The 15,063-nt window shown below is 69.9% G+C and carries 17 protein-coding genes and 2 pseudogenes; 6 read left to right on the forward strand and 13 right to left on the reverse strand.

The window, feature by feature from the left end:
- Position 1 precedes the first annotated feature (1 nt).
- Positions 2-967, forward strand: coding sequence for a carbamate kinase (locus C8250_RS40610; protein WP_138351983.1), 966 nt, complete (start codon positions 2-4; stop codon positions 965-967).
- A 126-nt stretch (positions 968-1,093) separates the two neighbouring features.
- On the opposite strand, the gene C8250_RS40615 is transcribed toward C8250_RS40610, so the two are convergent.
- The 8 genes and pseudogenes from C8250_RS40615 to C8250_RS40650 all read right to left on the reverse strand — a co-directional run bounded on the left by C8250_RS40615 (position 1,094) and on the right by C8250_RS40650 (position 8,465).
- Positions 1,094-1,708: a pyridoxamine 5'-phosphate oxidase family protein gene (locus C8250_RS40615; protein WP_232486254.1), complete on the reverse strand. Its 615-nt coding sequence runs from the start codon at positions 1,706-1,708 to the stop codon at positions 1,094-1,096.
- Between the two features lie 127 nt (positions 1,709-1,835).
- A complete protein-coding gene (locus tag C8250_RS40620) occupies positions 1,836-2,327 on the reverse strand; it encodes a cyclic nucleotide-binding domain-containing protein (RefSeq protein WP_138351981.1) in 492 nt (163 codons plus the stop codon).
- Between the two features lie 228 nt (positions 2,328-2,555).
- On the reverse strand, positions 2,556-5,027 hold the full coding sequence (locus C8250_RS40625; RefSeq protein ID WP_138351980.1) for a glycosyl hydrolase family 65 protein: 2,472 nt from the start codon (positions 5,025-5,027) through the stop codon (positions 2,556-2,558).
- Positions 5,028-5,029: 2 nt separating this feature from the next.
- Positions 5,030-5,773 (reverse strand): HAD-IA family hydrolase, encoded by a 744-nt coding sequence (locus C8250_RS40630; protein WP_138352089.1) that lies wholly within the window; start codon positions 5,771-5,773, stop codon positions 5,030-5,032.
- A 77-nt stretch (positions 5,774-5,850) separates the two neighbouring features.
- The gene (gene gap / locus C8250_RS40635; RefSeq protein ID WP_138351979.1) at positions 5,851-6,867 is read right to left on the reverse strand and encodes a type I glyceraldehyde-3-phosphate dehydrogenase; all 1,017 of its coding nucleotides are present in this window, start codon (positions 6,865-6,867) and stop codon (positions 5,851-5,853) included.
- A gap of 100 nt (positions 6,868-6,967) precedes the next feature.
- Positions 6,968-7,189: pseudogene (locus C8250_RS40640) on the reverse strand (hypothetical protein); the annotation flags it as partial.
- A 188-nt stretch (positions 7,190-7,377) separates the two neighbouring features.
- Complete coding sequence (locus C8250_RS40645; RefSeq protein ID WP_138351978.1) at positions 7,378-7,959, reverse strand: hypothetical protein; 582 nt, start codon at positions 7,957-7,959, stop codon at positions 7,378-7,380.
- Entirely contained in the window at positions 7,956-8,465 is a 510-nt protein-coding gene (locus tag C8250_RS40650) for a flavodoxin domain-containing protein (RefSeq protein ID WP_138351977.1), read from the reverse strand. The genes C8250_RS40645 and C8250_RS40650 overlap by 4 nt, the downstream gene beginning before the upstream one ends.
- A gap of 515 nt (positions 8,466-8,980) precedes the next feature.
- On the opposite strand from C8250_RS40650, the gene C8250_RS40655 reads away from it, so the two are divergent.
- Positions 8,981-9,349, forward strand: a complete 369-nt coding sequence (locus C8250_RS40655) for a metalloregulator ArsR/SmtB family transcription factor (RefSeq protein WP_138351976.1) — start codon at positions 8,981-8,983, stop codon at positions 9,347-9,349.
- 661 nt (positions 9,350-10,010) lie between these two features.
- On the opposite strand, the gene C8250_RS40660 is transcribed toward C8250_RS40655, so the two are convergent.
- From C8250_RS40660 to C8250_RS40670, 3 genes are all read right to left on the reverse strand, one after another.
- Entirely contained in the window at positions 10,011-10,400 is a 390-nt protein-coding gene (locus tag C8250_RS40660) for a CBS domain-containing protein (RefSeq protein WP_138351975.1), read from the reverse strand.
- 34 nt (positions 10,401-10,434) lie between these two features.
- Entirely contained in the window at positions 10,435-10,797 is a 363-nt protein-coding gene (locus tag C8250_RS40665) for a metalloregulator ArsR/SmtB family transcription factor (RefSeq protein WP_138351974.1), read from the reverse strand.
- Positions 10,798-10,947: 150 nt separating this feature from the next.
- Positions 10,948-11,322: a hypothetical protein gene (locus C8250_RS40670; RefSeq protein ID WP_138351973.1), complete on the reverse strand. Its 375-nt coding sequence runs from the start codon at positions 11,320-11,322 to the stop codon at positions 10,948-10,950.
- 547 nt (positions 11,323-11,869) lie between these two features.
- Here C8250_RS40670 and C8250_RS40675 point away from each other — a divergent pair.
- From C8250_RS40675 to C8250_RS40690, 4 genes and pseudogenes are all read left to right on the forward strand, one after another.
- Positions 11,870-12,067 (forward strand): hypothetical protein, encoded by a 198-nt coding sequence (locus C8250_RS40675; protein WP_138351971.1) that lies wholly within the window; start codon positions 11,870-11,872, stop codon positions 12,065-12,067.
- 240 nt (positions 12,068-12,307) lie between these two features.
- A complete protein-coding gene (locus C8250_RS40680; RefSeq protein WP_138351970.1) occupies positions 12,308-12,715 on the forward strand; it encodes a pyridoxamine 5'-phosphate oxidase family protein in 408 nt (135 codons plus the stop codon).
- 58 nt (positions 12,716-12,773) lie between these two features.
- Positions 12,774-13,979, forward strand: coding sequence for a malic enzyme-like protein (locus C8250_RS40685; RefSeq protein ID WP_138351969.1), 1,206 nt, complete (start codon positions 12,774-12,776; stop codon positions 13,977-13,979).
- A 48-nt stretch (positions 13,980-14,027) separates the two neighbouring features.
- A pseudogene (locus C8250_RS40690) lies at positions 14,028-14,183 on the forward strand (aminotransferase); the annotation flags it as partial.
- A gap of 30 nt (positions 14,184-14,213) precedes the next feature.
- Here the strand turns inward: C8250_RS40690 and C8250_RS40695 are convergent.
- Together C8250_RS40695 and C8250_RS40700 are read right to left on the reverse strand one after the other, a co-directional pair.
- On the reverse strand, positions 14,214-14,627 hold the full coding sequence (locus C8250_RS40695) for an anti-sigma factor antagonist (RefSeq protein ID WP_138351968.1): 414 nt from the start codon (positions 14,625-14,627) through the stop codon (positions 14,214-14,216).
- 51 nt (positions 14,628-14,678) lie between these two features.
- Positions 14,679-15,059 carry an ATP-binding protein gene (locus tag C8250_RS40700; protein WP_138351967.1) on the reverse strand — a complete coding sequence of 127 codons (381 nt, stop codon included), beginning with the start codon at positions 15,057-15,059 and terminating at the stop codon, positions 14,679-14,681.
- Between the last annotated feature and the right edge of the window lie 4 nt (positions 15,060-15,063).

The following is a 15,063-nucleotide window of genomic DNA, read 5'->3' on the forward strand; positions in this document are numbered from 1 at the left end:
GATGCGCATCGTGGTCGCGATCGGCGGCAACGCACTGCTGCGGCGCGGTGAGAGGCCCGATGCCACCGTGCAGGTCGACCACATCCGAGCCGCCGCCCAGGCACTCGCGCGGCTGGCACTGGAGCACCAGCTGATCATCTGCCACGGCAACGGTCCCCAGGTCGGGATGCTCTCCCTGGAGAGCGAGAACGACCGCGAACTGACGCACCCGTACCCGTTCGACGCACTGGTCGCGCAGACCCAGGGCATGATCGGTTACTGGCTGGCCCAATCGCTGCGCAACGCGGGGGTGATCAAGCCGGTCATGAGCCTGGTCACCCAGACGCTCGTCGACCCGTCGGACCCCGCCTTCGCGACCCCGACGAAGTTCGTCGGGCCGGGATACCCGCACCGGCAGGCCCAGCAGCTCGCCGACCGGCACGGCTGGACGATCGCAGTGGACGGCGACCGATGGCGCCGGGTCGTCGCCTCACCCGAACCACTGCGGATCATCGAGCAGGAATCGATCGACCTGTTGCTCGACCACGAAGCGACCGTCATCTGCGGGGGAGGCGGCGGTATCCCGGTCACCCAGGACGGTACCGGTCAGTCGAAGGGTGTCGAGGCGGTGGTCGACAAGGACGCTACGGCCGCTCTTCTCGCGGTGGCCGTCAAGGCCGACCGACTGCTGATCCTGACGGACGTGCCCGCGGTGATGGAGGGCTTCGGCACCCCGCAGGCCACCCCACTGCGCCGGCTGGCCCTGGACGGTTTGGCAGCGCTGCACTTCCCCGCAGGCTCCATGGGACCCAAGATCGCGGCCTGTCGGCACTTCGTCGGGGCCACCGGCAGAACAGCCGCCATCGGATCGCTCGACGACGCCGCGGCGGTACTCACGGGCGACGCCGGAACGGTCGTCGTCCCCGGCGATTCTTCGGATACGAGCAGCGGGATGACGGCCGGGGCGGACGCGGCAGTCGGGCGCTGATGACCTCCGCCGGCCCGGCTGCTGAGCTGGGCCGGCGGAGGTGCCGTGCCGCAGGCTGCCCACGGTCAGCAGCTGTGCCCCGGCCGCAGCCCGTTGAGCGTGCGCGGCTCCGGGTGACCGACGGGGTCAACGGACGTGAATCCGGCGTCCGGTGATCCGGTCCGGGGCGATCCGCACCCACATGGCGCGGTCGCCGCCGGCCCATGGCCCGCTGTGGGTCCGTTCGATGAGGTGCCGGACAGTGTCCGGGTCCGTGACATGTTCGGCGTTGCCGACGACGAGCACGCTCCATCCCTGGCTCAACGCCTCGTCGATGTGATCCACCTCGAAGGCGACCCGGGCCCCGATGGACAGTGCGGGCGCGGATCCCGGCGATGTTCTGAAGACCAGCGATCCGTCCGCCATCTGGTAGTTGACGGGGACGATGGCGGGACCGTCGTCCCCGGTCACGGCAACGCGTCCCACCCCGTGTGTGGACAGCCGTGCTCGGCATTCTTCCGGCGTCATCTCCACCAGTTCCGGATGGCGCGCCGCCTTTCCGAGGCCGGGTGGCAGATCCGTGCCGCCCCCGCGCAGCTCGGACACCGTGGTCTGCAGCGCGTCGGCGAGGCTGAGGAGGAGGACCGCGCTGGGGACTGCGGTCGGCTGTTGCTCCAGGTACTCCAGATAGGGAGTGGCCATACCTGCCAGGTCGGCCACCTGTTCGCGGGTGAGGCCCAGTTGCTCGCGACGCAATGCCATGCGCCGTCCCATGTCTCCGACAGGCCGGTGACTGACGGAAGCGGCGTCTGTTCTCGTCTGCTGGTTCATGGCCAATCGCTTCCCTGGTGATGTCGGTGGGTCCCCGGGTTCGGTGTCAGTTCCGGTGTCAGCTGTCGTCCTCCGGACCGCCCACCGATACGGAGGCGCCGTGGTTCACGCCGAAGGGGCCGTACAGGTCGAGCAGCCGGGTGCGCGTGGAGTGCAGCCGGTCTCCGATGACCGCGGCGCAGAGCAGGACGAACTCATGTCCCAGAGCGGGATCGGCAGCACACAGTTCACGGACCGCCGCCGCCGGGAACTCGGTGGCCTGCACGGCGGTGTGTGCCTGGGCGCCGAGTTGCCACCGGAACGGCGGGAACAGCCAGGACCAGCCGAGGAGTTCGCCCGCCGAGACGGTCTGCACCACGGCTGCCTGCCGTCCGGGGACGTGCAGGTCCAGGGTCACCTCGCCGCGGTCCAGGACCCAGAAGCGTTCAGCGGCCTGGTCGGCGTCGAAGATCCGTGCGCCCGCGGGAAAGGCGACCGGTCTGGACAGCGCCATCAGCCGGTCACGGTGTGCGGTGGTCAGCGTGTCAAGAATGGAGTGTGTCGTGGACATCGCACTGTCCGTTTCCGCGGCTCCGCGGTCTTCGACGTGTGCAGGCGTGGTCGCGCTTCGCCGCTTTGGTCGACCGTCGTTCCTGCCTGCCCTCTCATCCTCACCCCGGGGCGCGGACGCGGGCAGGGGCCGAACGTCCTCAGCCGGCGGCAGGGCGGCCCGGGTACGATGATGTTGCAAGCTGGTCACGGAAAGTGACGATCCCCCCGCCCCGCCCGCACCGCCCCTTCAGTGTTCGATGGGCTCACAGGTGGTCTCACCGCCACCGCACCCCATCCCGTCCGCGGGCAGCTGGAGGGTGCGGGAGGTTCCCGGGGCGAGGGTGAGGGCGCGGCCCGCGAGCCGGATGCGGACGGGAGGCTCGTCGGACGGCGGAACGTTGATGCTCAGGCTTCCGGCGTGCATGGTCAGCCCGATGCCCCAATGGCTTCGGTAGCGGATGGAGAGGCCGTATTCCGACAGTTCCGGGAGCGGCGCCGGGTCGAGTGACAGCTCGTCCTCGCGGAGTTCCAGTCCGGTCAGACCGCGCTGGACGAGGTCGAGCGTGCCGGCCATGGCGCCCAGGTGGATGCCCTCGGCGGTGGTGCCGCCCTGAAGGTCGGCAACGTCGCCTGTGAGCGCTTCCTGGCAGTACTTCCAGGCGCCGGCTCGGCGGGCCCGGGCCAGTACCCATCCGTGGACCAGCCCGCTGAGGGTCGAACCGTGGCTCGTTCTGCGCAGGTAGTAGTCGACGGTCGTGCGCCAGGTGTCGTCGTCGAGTCCGTACCCGAGGCGTCGGAAGAGCGTGGTGAGTTCGGCCGGTGAGAAGAGGTAGCCGAGCATCAGAACGTCGGCCTGCTTCGACGCCTGGTACCCGTTGACGGTGTCGCCCTCGGCCTCCAGGATCCGGTCGAGGCGCCGGATGTCGCCGTGCCGGGCACGGTAGCCGTCCCAGTCCAGTTCGGCCAGGTCGCCATAGCCCTCGAACTGGCTGATGATCCCGCGATGGAAGGGCACCCGCAGCCGGTGCGAGACGTCCTCCCAGAGTTTGAGTTCTCCCGTGTCCAGCCCGATGCGCTCGAACAGCGCCTGGCGGCGTGGGGCCGGCAGGCTCGTGGCGAGTTCCAGAGCGCGGGCCAGGACCCAGGCGGCGGTCACATTGGTGTACGCGTTGTCGTCGAGGCCTGGCTCTGCGGCACCGGGGTACGCGTCGTGGTATTCGTCCGGGCCGACCACGCCGCGGATCCGGTAACGGCCGTATTCCTTGTCCCAGACCGCCCTGTCCGCCCAGAAGCGGGCGATCTGCAACAGCATCTCCGCGCCCGCCGTGTGCAGGAACTCGGTGTCCCCGCTGGCCTGGCAGTACTGCACGACGTTGTAGGCGATCGCCGAACCGACATGGTGCTGGAGGCGTGAGTGATCGGGCAGCCACCGTCCCGACCGGGGATTCAGGTGCAGTGTCTGGGTCTCCTCGCGGCCGTCGCTTCCGCTCTGCCACGGATACATGGCGCCGGTCCGGCCGGCCGCGGTCGCCGACCGGCACGCCTGGCCCAGCCGCCGGTAGCGGTAGGACAACAGGGCCCGGGAGACCTCCGGGAGATGCAGGTTCAGAAAGGGCAGGACGAACAGTTCGTCCCAGAAGACATGGCCGCGGTAGGCCTCGCCGTGCAACCCGCGGGCCGGCACGCCTGCATCGAGATCGACGGTGTGCGGGGAGAGGGTCTGCAGCACATGGAACAGATGCAGCCGCAGCACCTCCCCGGCCTCGCCCGGCACCTCCAGCTCCGCCCGCTGCCACAGGCGCTCCCACGCGGCTTCGTGGGACGCGAGCAACGTGGTGAAGTCGCCGGCCCGCCGCACCCGGCCGATGGCCGCGTGCAGCGGATCGCTGATCGCCGGATCGCGCGACGTGTGCAGGCCGACGGTCTTCTCGACGACGACAGGGGCGTCGGGCGCGATCGGCAGCCTCAGCGCATGGGTGGCGGTGCGGTCCCCTGCGACGAGCCGTACCGAGGTGGGGATGCTGCCGGCCACCTGGGTTCGGGCGGCCAACGCGATGAGGATGTCGGAGGTGGTGGTGCGGCACTCCAGCCACACGGTGTCCGGCGCGGTGACCCCGGTGTGCCAGCGGCCGAGGTGCCGGCCGTTCAGATCGCGATAGCGGTCGACGCCCGAGTTGGTGACATCGCCGTCGAGGGCGGATTCCACCTCCAGCTCGCCTGCCCAGCCCTCGGCGGTGAACTCGGTTCGCAGGGCGGCCAGATGTGGATCGCCCATGTGCACGAGTCGGGACTGCACCACGGTGATCCGGCGGCCCCGCACGTCACACAGCCGCATCCGTCGCGTCAGCGTTCCCTGGCGCAGATCCAGGACCTGTCGGTACTCCAGCAGCGAACCGTCGTCGGGGGAGAACCAGGGGCCGGGCGCGGTGCCGCCGTCGGGATCCGGGTCGGAGGCCGCGTCACGGGCGCGAAAGCGCAGCGGCAGCCAGTTCGGCAGGTTGACGATGTCCTCGTTCTCGACCGTACGTCCGGATATGTTCGAGGTCAGCCGGTTGTAACAGCCCGCCGCGTAGGTCCCCGGATAGTGCGCGGTGCCCGCCTCCTCCTCGGGGGCGGCGCCGCGGGTGGCGAAGTAGCCGTTGCCGAGGGTGCACAGCGATTCGCGCAGCCGCTCCTGCGCTGGGTCGTATCCCTCATAGTTCCAGGTCCGGTCCGGCATCGTCAGCTTCCTCCACCGATCAGCAGTTCGGCCAGGTCGCGGACCACGATGCTCGCGCCGTGTTCGCGCAGATCGGTGGCGCTGGTCGGTCCCGCGGTGCGGTCGACGCCGACCACCAGGCCGAAGCCGCCCCGCCGGCCCGCTTCCACGCCCGCCAGAGCGTCCTCGATCACGGCCGCTTCCGCCGCGGGTACGCCCAGGCGACGGGCGGCTTCCAGGAACAGTGCAGGGTCGGGTTTTCCCGCCAGTTTCAACCGGGCGGCTTCCTTGCCGTCCACCACGGTCCGGAACAGGTCCTGTACGCCCGCGCCCGCGAGGAGTTCGGGCGCGTGGCGGGAGGCGGATACGGCGGCGCAGGGCACACCGGCGGCACGCAGCGCGTGCAGTACCCGCACGGTGCCCGGCCAGGCGGCGATGCCACCTGACCGCAGCTGCCGCGTGAACAGTTGCTCCTTGCGGGCGGTGACCGCCTGCACGGTGCTCGTTCCGGGCGGGTCGTCGGGATCGCCCAGGGGAAGCCGCAGGTCGCGCGAGGCGAGGAAGGCGGCCGCGCCGTCGAGGCGGCTCCTACCGTCGACGTAGCGCCGGTAATCCTCCACCGGGTCGAACGGGCGGTCGTCTCCCGCTGCCCGCAGGCAGGCGTCGAATGCGGTCTGCCAGGCGGCGGCGTGCACCCGGGCCGAGTCGGTGATGACCCCGTCGGTGTCGAACACCACGGCCCGGACCGACTGCAGGATCGGCAGCATCGGCGTCGCCGCTGACGCGTCGGCGTTCTCCTTCGTCAGGGGGCGCAGCCGTCGCGCGGCGTCGTGGCCCGCCGTCGTCACAGCCGGGCCGCGACGTAGGTGGTGAGGTCCAGCAGGCGGTTGCTGTAACCCCACTCGTTGTCGTACCAACCGAAGACTTTCACCAGGTCACCCTGCGCCTGCGTGAGCCCCGCGTCGACGATGCACGACGCCGGGTCGCCGATGATGTCGCGCGAGACGATCGGCGCGTCGGTCACTCGCAGGACGCCTCGCAACGTCCCCTCGGCGGCCTCCGTGAATGCCGCGTTGACCTCCTCGGAGGTGACGTCCTGCCGGAGCAGCACCGTCAGGTCGGTCAGGGACCCGTCCTCCACCGGAACCCGTACCGCGATGCCCTCCAGGACCCCGGCCAGTTCGGGGAGCACGATGCCCACTGCGCGGGCGGCGCCCGTGCTGGTCGGGATGATGCTCACGGCGGCGGACCGGGCGCGCCGCAGGTCCTTGTGGGGGCCGTCGAGCAGTGCCTGGTCGTTGGTGTAGCCGTGGACGGTGGTCATCATGCCCTTGATGATCCCGAAGCGTTCGTGCAGAACGTGGACCATCGGTACGACGCAGTTGGTGGTGCAGGACGCGTTCGAGACGATGTGGTGCCGGCCGTGGTCGTAGTCGGTCTCGTTGACGCCCATGACCACGGTGAGGTCCACGTCCTTGGCCGGCGAGGAGATCAACACCTTGCGAGCCCCGGCCTTCAGATGCAGCGATGCCTCGTCGCGGGTCCGGAAGCGGCCCGAGGACTCGATGACGATGTCCACCCCGTAGGTACCCCAGGACAGTTCCGGCGGATCGCGGACCGCGGTCACCACGATGCGCCGGCCGTCGACCGTGATCGACTCCTCGTCGTGGCTGATCGCCCGTCCGAGGCGTCCGAAGGTCGAATCGAACTCCAGCAGGTGGGCCAGTGTCGCGGCCGGGGCGATGTCGTTGATGGCCACCACCTCGACCGGGGCGGTGCCGGCGTCTGCCCGGTCCAGGACACAGCGCAGGTAGTTGCGCCCGATGCGGCCGAATCCATTGATGCCTACACGTATGGCCATGATGACGTCTCCTCGTTCGGTCGGTGATGGTCCGTCGTGTCCCGCCGGGTCGTGCGACGTGGCTGGACGCAACGGTGCTGGGCGGGTGTCGGGGTGGGGGTCAGAGCAGCCTGCGGTGGTCGCGGACGACCGGCAGTCGCGCCCAGATCCGGCCGAGGCCCCAGACGGTGCCGGCGGAGGCGACGGCGAGCGCGATCATGACCGCCGCGTAGAGCAGGTGGTGGTCGACGAGCGGGTTGCTGGACATGCTCAGCGTTCCGTCGGAGGCGTGGCGGGCCGGCGGCCATTCCGCCATCCACATCAGCGCCATCATGGCGGTGCCCCTTCCGGGATCTGGAGGAGGGACGCGGCAACCGCGTCCGCTCTCAATGTGCCGTCGCGGCAGCCGGGACCGCAGGGGCCCGCAGTCCCGACGACCGGGCCGAACGTCCCTACTCCGAGGGCCCGTTCAGCCGGCCGGGTACGTTGAGTCCGACCTGTTCGGTGCTGGCGTCGAGGCGCGGTTCGTCGTCACACCGGACGCCGGCCCCACTCGGGAGCGGTCAACGCCCAGGCCCTTTCCCATTCCGTCATGCGCCGCCGATCGGCACCCCGGCGGACCAGTCCGCGCACCATGACGATCGCGAATGCCGCGCAGCCGACGCCCAGCGCACCACCGACCAACGTCATCGACGTGAGCTCTTCGCCGGCCACGGGCGCCGGGACCTGCCGGCCGGTCCGGTCCAGCCACACCGTGGTCCTCGAACCGCGCAGACTTCCGGCATCTGCTTGCACCGCACCGGTCCCCGTGGTTCCGGCGGCGGCGGTCCAGCGCACCTTGACGTCATAGTGCACAGTGCCGCCGCCCGGTCGCGGAACCGCCTCCGGCGCGTTCTCCAGCAGGACCGCAGTTACGGGATGCCGCGACGCCCGCTGCTCCTTCGAGGCCTGGAGTGCGGCGGTGTGGGCCGCGCGCCCGGCGGTGAAGGCGGCCGCGGGCAGAAGGAGCAACAGCGCAAGTGCCGTTGCCAGGTTCACCCAACTCTCGATCACGTCCGAGCGGCGGCACAGCGGATTGCTCCGCCGCTGCCGCCACCGCAGTTGCTTCTTCACGGTGTCGCGACCTCCTTGACCAGTTCGCGTGCGACACCGCGTGCCCACAGCCGGATCTGCTCCGGGTCGCGGAAGTCTCCGCCCCGGCCGGACTTGACGATCATGCGGGCGATCCGGCCCTTGGCGCCGTCCTGCAGGCAGCCGCCGAACGTGACGTGTCCGCGGGCCTTGAGACGGTCGACGAGGCGCTGGACACCTGACACCGGAGAGATGAGGCCTCCACGGGCTGTGGCGTCGAGAGGTCCGCTGCTGAACAGCCAGACGGGCCGCTCGGTCAGATCCGCCTCGTGGTGCCCGGCGAAGCGGACCGCCTCGCGCCGCCACCGGCCCGCGTACAGGGCGCTGCCGAGGACAACAGCGTCGTAGGGGCCGACTCTCTGCACTTCTCCGACAGCCCGGGCCTCCGCCGCCAGACCCTGCTCACGCAGCGCCTCGGCGATCATCGTGGCGATGCCCGCGGTGGAGCCGTTCTTCGATGCATACGCGACGAGTACGCGTTCGGTCATCACAGGTCTCCTGACAGCTTTCACAGCCGGCGAATTCGGTGCGGCGCGGCAGCGCGCTCCGTCCCCGAGCCCGCCGGTGGCCGGCGGACCGGCTCCGTTCCAGCGTGCAGGCCGTGAACCCGGTGGGGGAGGGGCCGCAGGGCCCTGCCAAGGGCCCGACCGGCCCCATGAACCCTGGCCATCACGCGGCGGTGGTGGCGGCGATGTTCACAGGGTTGGGCCTTGGTGTTCATCGTTCGGCTGGTCGGGCGGTCCGGGTGACCAGCAGGCCCGCCCGACCGGCCCAACATGACTTACACTTGAAGAGTTCTTCAATTTGGCATTTAACGGACTGCTTAATGGATGAGGATTGACTGGCGAGGTGTGACGAGGCCCTTCATCGATGTGAGGTGTGAACAGGTCGACTCGCGTGGCGTGAGGGCAGCGGCTGGGGGACCGGAACGCTGCCCAGCGTTCGTGGCGGAGCTCGGCGTAAGCGAAGGCTGCAGAAGGCGGGAGATGAGACGTTGCCAAACGTGCAGATTCCGCTTTATCAGGCGAAAGCGGAGTTCTTTCGAATGCTGGGGCATCCGGTACGCATCCGTGTGCTGGAGCTCCTCCAAGCTGGGCCCATGCCGGTTCGGGATCTCCTGGCCGCAATTGAGGTTGAGCCGTCGAACCTTTCGCAGCAGTTGGCTGTTCTACGACGTTCGGGGATCGTGGTCGCCAGCCGTTCGGGGGCAACCGTGAACTATGAGTTGGCGGGCGCGGATGTGGCGGATCTGCTGCAAGCCGCACGGCGGACCCTGGGGCAGTTGCTGGCGGGCCAGGAGGGACTGCTGGCAGAACTTCACGCGGACCAGGGAGCGGATGACGCAGTCAACGGGGATCAGGTCATCCGGTGAAGCGCCGTGGCGCGACGTCCGGTACCGCGCCCCGGGTGCCGTGGCCGTTGGCGAACTCACCACAGTCGATCGCGCGATCAACTACCGCCACCCTCAGAGGGCTGGGGCATTGCCGCGACGGTTCGGTGCAGCGGCTCGGCAATGCTCCGTGTCATGGTCCGGTGACCAGCGTTGCGTCCGCGTGCCGGGAGGCGGATCCGGCACGAGTCGTGGCGATGAGGCCTCCGCGACCCGCCCGGTGTCGCGGATCCCGCGCAGCAGGATCATCCAGGCCCTTGCCCGTCGATCGATGGTGCGCCTTGCACGTGGTGCAGCGGCCACCCCGCATTGCCGGAGCGGGGGTTCTCCTGCAGGGCGGCCGCCGTTCGTGGGTGTCAGGTCGAACCAGGCGGGCGCAGGAAGTTGGCCCTCTGGGGTGGTCCGTTGGCCACCTGAATCTACGAGACTCGTTAATTGCCAATGTTAGCAACTATAGAGCCTGTGCAGAGCGGGAACGCGCAAGCTGTGCCTGCGGTGGGACCGTAATGCAGGGGCAGGCACCGCTAGGCGGCATGTTGCGGGCGGTAGGGCCCAGTTCCCCGCCCGGGCCGCAGGTTGGCCACAGCATGACAGGTGAGCGTTTCTTCGGCGGAACCGCTTCCAGCTGCTGCGCCGGTGGCCGTCACGCCGCCGTCCTTGGATTCGGACCGAGGGTGAGGACGCCGAGCGCAACGCCGTCGTCGTCCACTACGGGCCACACGGCCAGTGACCTCTCGCGCATAGTGGCCTCGGCCTCGCTGAGGGGCATGTCTGAGAGGGCGAAGGGACTGCAGTCGTGGGGGATGTCGCGCACGCGGGTGGCCTCGGTATACCAGGGCTGGGCGCTGTGGGCGGTGAGCTGATCGCGGGTGACGATGCCGGCGCAGTGACCCTCGTCGTCGCGGATGAGGACGTGGTCGGTGCGGGCGCCGTGGAGCACGGCGAGGGCTCGGTCGATGGTCGTGTGGTCGCTCACCTGTAGCTCGGGGAGCGCCATGGCGTCGGCGACGGTCGGGCGGGCGGCATCGGTCATGGTCGGCTCCGCAAGGTTCGGGCCCGCGGTCCGGTCAGGAGTGGCCGGGTGGCGAGGTCGTCAGGGTGGGATTGGTGGCACGGAGGTCTTGCAGGAGCTCGGCCTGGCCGGCCAGGACGCCGCTGAGGATGGTGCGGGCGACCGTCAGGAGCTCGGCCACCTGGGGGCTGGTGAGCCGGTAGTAGACGGTGGAGCCCTCCTTGCGGGTTGCCACGAGGTTCGCGCGGCGCAGCACGGCGAGTTGCTGGGAGAGGTGGGCGGCTTCGATTCCCACCTCGGGCAGCATTTCCGCCACCGCGTGTTCCCGCTGGCTGAGCAGTTCCAGCACGCGGATGCGGACCGGGTGGCCGAGGGTTTTGAAGAAATCGGCCTTGAGTTGGTACAGCGGGGCGCTCACGTGGGCCGCCTCCAGGGTTCCGGGGCCGGGTCCCGGCACATGGTCGGTGGATTCCGGGCAGCAACGGCGTGCGAGCACCCTGTCCCGACCCGGGCGAAGCAAGGAACTGATCTCTTGCCGACTTTAGCAATTCCGTGCGGTTCTCCTCGTTCAGGCGGCGCGCGAGGGCCCCGCCTGCCGCCGTCGGCCGGTTTCCGCGGGCTCCGGAGCCTGGGCAAGAGCCGTCAAAGCGACATCCAGGTCGGGGAAGACCCGGACACCGACCAGGGCATTCTCCGTCAGCAGCGGGGTGGGGCGACCTCGGAGCCCGCACAGCGCCAAGCCGGCGGGCGCTGCAGCGAGGATCGCGGCCTCTCCGTCCGGGCTCCAGCCCATCAGCCCGGACACGTCCAGCACCAGCGTTCCCGTGGTTCGCGCCCGGGCCCAGCCGACCGCTCCGGCGAAGCGGTCGGTAACGCGTCGGCCCAGATGGCCGTACAGATGCAGCACGCCGGTGCCGTTGCGGTCTTCGAAATTCCACTCCATGGCTACTTCCGCCCCCGTCGCTCACTGCTGGGGCTCGCACCCGCAGGGCCGGCGGTGGCCACCGATTGCCCTGCTGCCAGGTGCCCGTCGCGAAACCGCCGCGCCCATGTGGAGGGGAGCCATCCCGGCCAGGGGTGATGTTGATCGAGGTCGCCTCCGGCTTGGCCGTTCTCATGGGGCGGCATCGCGTGAGCGCTCCGGCCCGCACGGCGTGCGGTGCTGGAGAACGGGTGCAGCATGCGGTCGTTCCCACACCGCGGACAGCGGCTGCTCGCGTCGAGGGCGGCGGGCCTGCAGCGCAGGGTGCAGGCGGGGCAGAACAGGACCGGAGCTTCGTCGCCGCGGATGGGTGTGATGCGCATCCGCCTCTTCATTCCATTCTTCATAGTTGCCAATCTTAGCAAGTGCTAAGGTTGTCATCTAGTGGCCGCTCCGGGGCCCTGACATCCGGAGCGGCCACTTCACCCACTGCACAGGTGCGCCGATGGCTGTTGCCGGTCCGTCGTTCCCCGCTACCGGGTGTGGGCGGAAAACAAGGGAGTTGCTGATGGGCGAGGGATTCAGGGCCGCTCTGCAGCGGCAGGCGGCCACGCTGTGTCAGGCGCTGGCTGATGCCGCCGAGGCGGGAGACGTGTGGATGGTCGCCGTGTACTCGGTCGACCTGGAGGAACTGCAGCGTCTGGGACGGACGCACGATGTCGAACTGCCGGTCCCGGTGCCGCCTGCCGCGGTGAGGCAGAGGTGATCTTGGTGTCGTGCCGCGGCTCGAGCTCCTCCTGCCACCACCGCGGATCCCCGTGCCGGGGCCCGGGGCGAGGGGGATCTGGCGCCGAGCCATGACGTGGGCTCGTGCGCGACAGGAGGCGCGGGTATTCGGCCCGACCTGTTCCACCGCAGGCGATCCGGCCGTGGGAGCTCGCCCGCGCACCCTTGCGGCCTCGGCCGCCCCATGCCCACAGAGCGCTTCCCACATTGGAGCCCACCGATGACGCAAGCTCTGCCCAACCTGCTGCCCGTCTCTGCGGACATGGCCCGGTCCCTGCTGGCGTCCGACAGGGCCGGCCGGCTGACACGCTGCGATCCTGCCCTGGCGGCCATCCCGGTCCAGCATCACCTGCTCGACGACGGACAACTCATCCTGCGCGCGCAACGGCCCGCCCCGGCATCCCGGTTCGCCTTCCCCAGGCAGCTCACCTATCAGGTCGACCAGATCAACATGCGGGACCACACCGGATGGACCGTCATCGTCACCGGTCTCGCCGACCAGATCACCGGCACCCGCCTGAGGCACTACCGGGCGCGACTGGGTGCCACAGCAACGGTGCACGCCGAGCATTTCCTGCTCATCCACCCCCGGCGCATCACGGGATACCGCCTTACCCGCGACACCTGATGACGGGTGCACTCCGGGTGCCGCACCGGTCGGCAGCGTCCAGCAGCGGGAATGCCCGATGACCCAGCCCCCTGCCCGAACGCGACCCGAGTACGGCCTTGAGGTGACGTTCCGCTGTCCGGCGTTCTCCACGGTGGCGGCGATCCTCGCCGTGACCGCAGGGGCGGCACTGGTCGCTGAGGACATCCATCCGGACACCGGTGCGCAGCGCGTGATGGTCGACACCGATGGTCCGCAGACCCTGCACCGCCTGCGCAACCTGCTGCGTGACCGGCTCGGCGACGACCTGATCCACCTGGCGGACCCCGTGTTCGAAGCGGCCGCCACCGGCAAGACCACGCAGCGACTGTGCGTGCCGGCCGCCTCTGAGCGCGATCGGGCCCTGCTGGACAGCACGGCGGACCGGCGCGTCATCGAGCACCTGCTCCTCCAACGCGGTGACGTGGACCGGTACACCGGCCGGGGTCGGCGCATCGCGCTGCTGTCCAACGCCTCCGCAGTCGCCGGCCTGGGTCCCCTGCCGGTCACCTGTGTGCTGCCCGCTCTGGAGTCCGCCGCGGTCCATTTGCTCCGTGCCACCGGCCTGGACATTCACCCCCTGCCGGTGGCGGCAGCCACCCCTGGGGCCCTCGCCACGATCGCCACAGCTCTCGCACCCGGCTTCGCTGTCCTGTGCCTGATCCACACCCATCCGCTGTACGCCCATGCCGTCCGGGCGGCGTTGGAGGGCTCCTCGACCCCCGTCGTCGATGCCGTCTGCCACGCCCATGCCGTCGCCACCGCGGCAGCCGCGCTCAACGCCCTGGACCGCAAAGGGATTCCGCTGGACACGGCGCGGGTGGTGCTGTCCGGGCCCGAAGCCGGCTGCGAGTTGTCCGGTCTACTGCTGTCCGCGGGTATCCGTGACCTGACCATCGATACGTCCGGCTCACCTATCACGCCGTTTCCCGCTGATCTGGTGGTGGATCTATTCGGTCTGCCGGCACCCCGGGACGGGACTCCGGTCCTGCGTGCCTGCCCGCAGGAGCTGCCGCCTCTGCATGCGAGCACTCAGCAGCCACACCCCTTTCACGCACTGCCGGCCCTGCTCACCGTCGCTGCCCGCACCCGCCACTTGGGTCCGCACGGCCTGGTGAGCGCGGTGCGGGCGCTGGCCGCACGGGCTCCGGCAGGGGGCCTGCTGCCGCCGGTCGGGCAAGCCGGGCTGGTCCAGGCGCTGACGCTCGCGTTGCTGCCCGGCTCCTCGCACCCCACCGATGTCTGACCCCAGGGATCACACCCCTGGTCGCTCTCTACCCGTAAGGCGATGCGCATGCAGGTGACCCAGTCCGCCAAGCTGGCGAATGTCTGTTACGACATTCGCGGAGCAGTCCTCCACGAGGCAATGCGGCTGGAGGCTGCGGGGCACCCCATCGTGAAACTCAACACCGGCAACCCGGCGGCCTTCGGCTTCGAGGCCCCGCCGGAGCCAGCCCTGACGAGTCGGTCCGGCGGTGGTTCAGGTGGTGGGTGTCAGACCGTTCTCCGGCCAGCCGGTGGTCCGCCACTCCTGCTGGCCGCTCGAGTCCTCAGCAGACACGGAATGGGCTGACAAGGCCGCGGCCAGGTCGTAGTGGATGGTCACCGGCGGATGCGATTCGCCGGGGACGACCAGCCCGTCGGCGGGGATCGCAGCGAGTTCCAGCGGCCGGCCGGCGGCAGCGAGGCGGCGGGCCGCATCGGTCACGGCCTCCTGCCCCGCTGCTGACCATCCCCGCAGGAGAGCCAGGTCGAGAATCACGGGGCCGGCGCCTCGGGCCTGCACCCAGCCCACCGCTCCGCCGAAACGGGAGACGGAGTCAGCGCCCAGGAAGCCGGAGACGGACAGGAGCCCCAGACCCTCGAGGGTGGTGTAGTGCCATTGGATGGTCATGTTCTGCTTCTCGCTCTTCCTTCTTCGATGTGACCGCTGCGGGCCGGGCTTCTACAGCGGCAGGGTGATCCACATGTTCTTCCCGCCTCCGTCGGCGTCGGGACGCACCGTGCAGGTACCCCCGAGCTCGGCGGTCAGCTCGGCGATCATCGCCAGGCCACCACCGGCGACGGCGAACTCGACCAGGTCCGGCTGATGGGGATGACGGTCGTGGACCGCGAAGGCCAGAACATCCGCCCCGGCCGCGTACGTGACGGTGGCCTGCGGGGACGCCGTAGCGGCGTGCCGGACACTGTTCGCGACCAGTTCGCTCAGGATGAGCAGCGCGGGCCCCATGACGGGGTGAGCCCGGTTGATGCCCCAGGCGCGGTAGACGTCTTCGGCGGTCTCACGCGCCCGGGCCACCGCACCGGGCGCCATGGGAACGGTCATCACG

Origin of the sequence: Streptomyces sp. So13.3, assembly GCF_005860785.2 — a bacterium.
Classification (GTDB): Bacteria; Actinomycetota; Actinomycetes; order Streptomycetales; family Streptomycetaceae; genus Actinacidiphila; species Actinacidiphila fildesensis.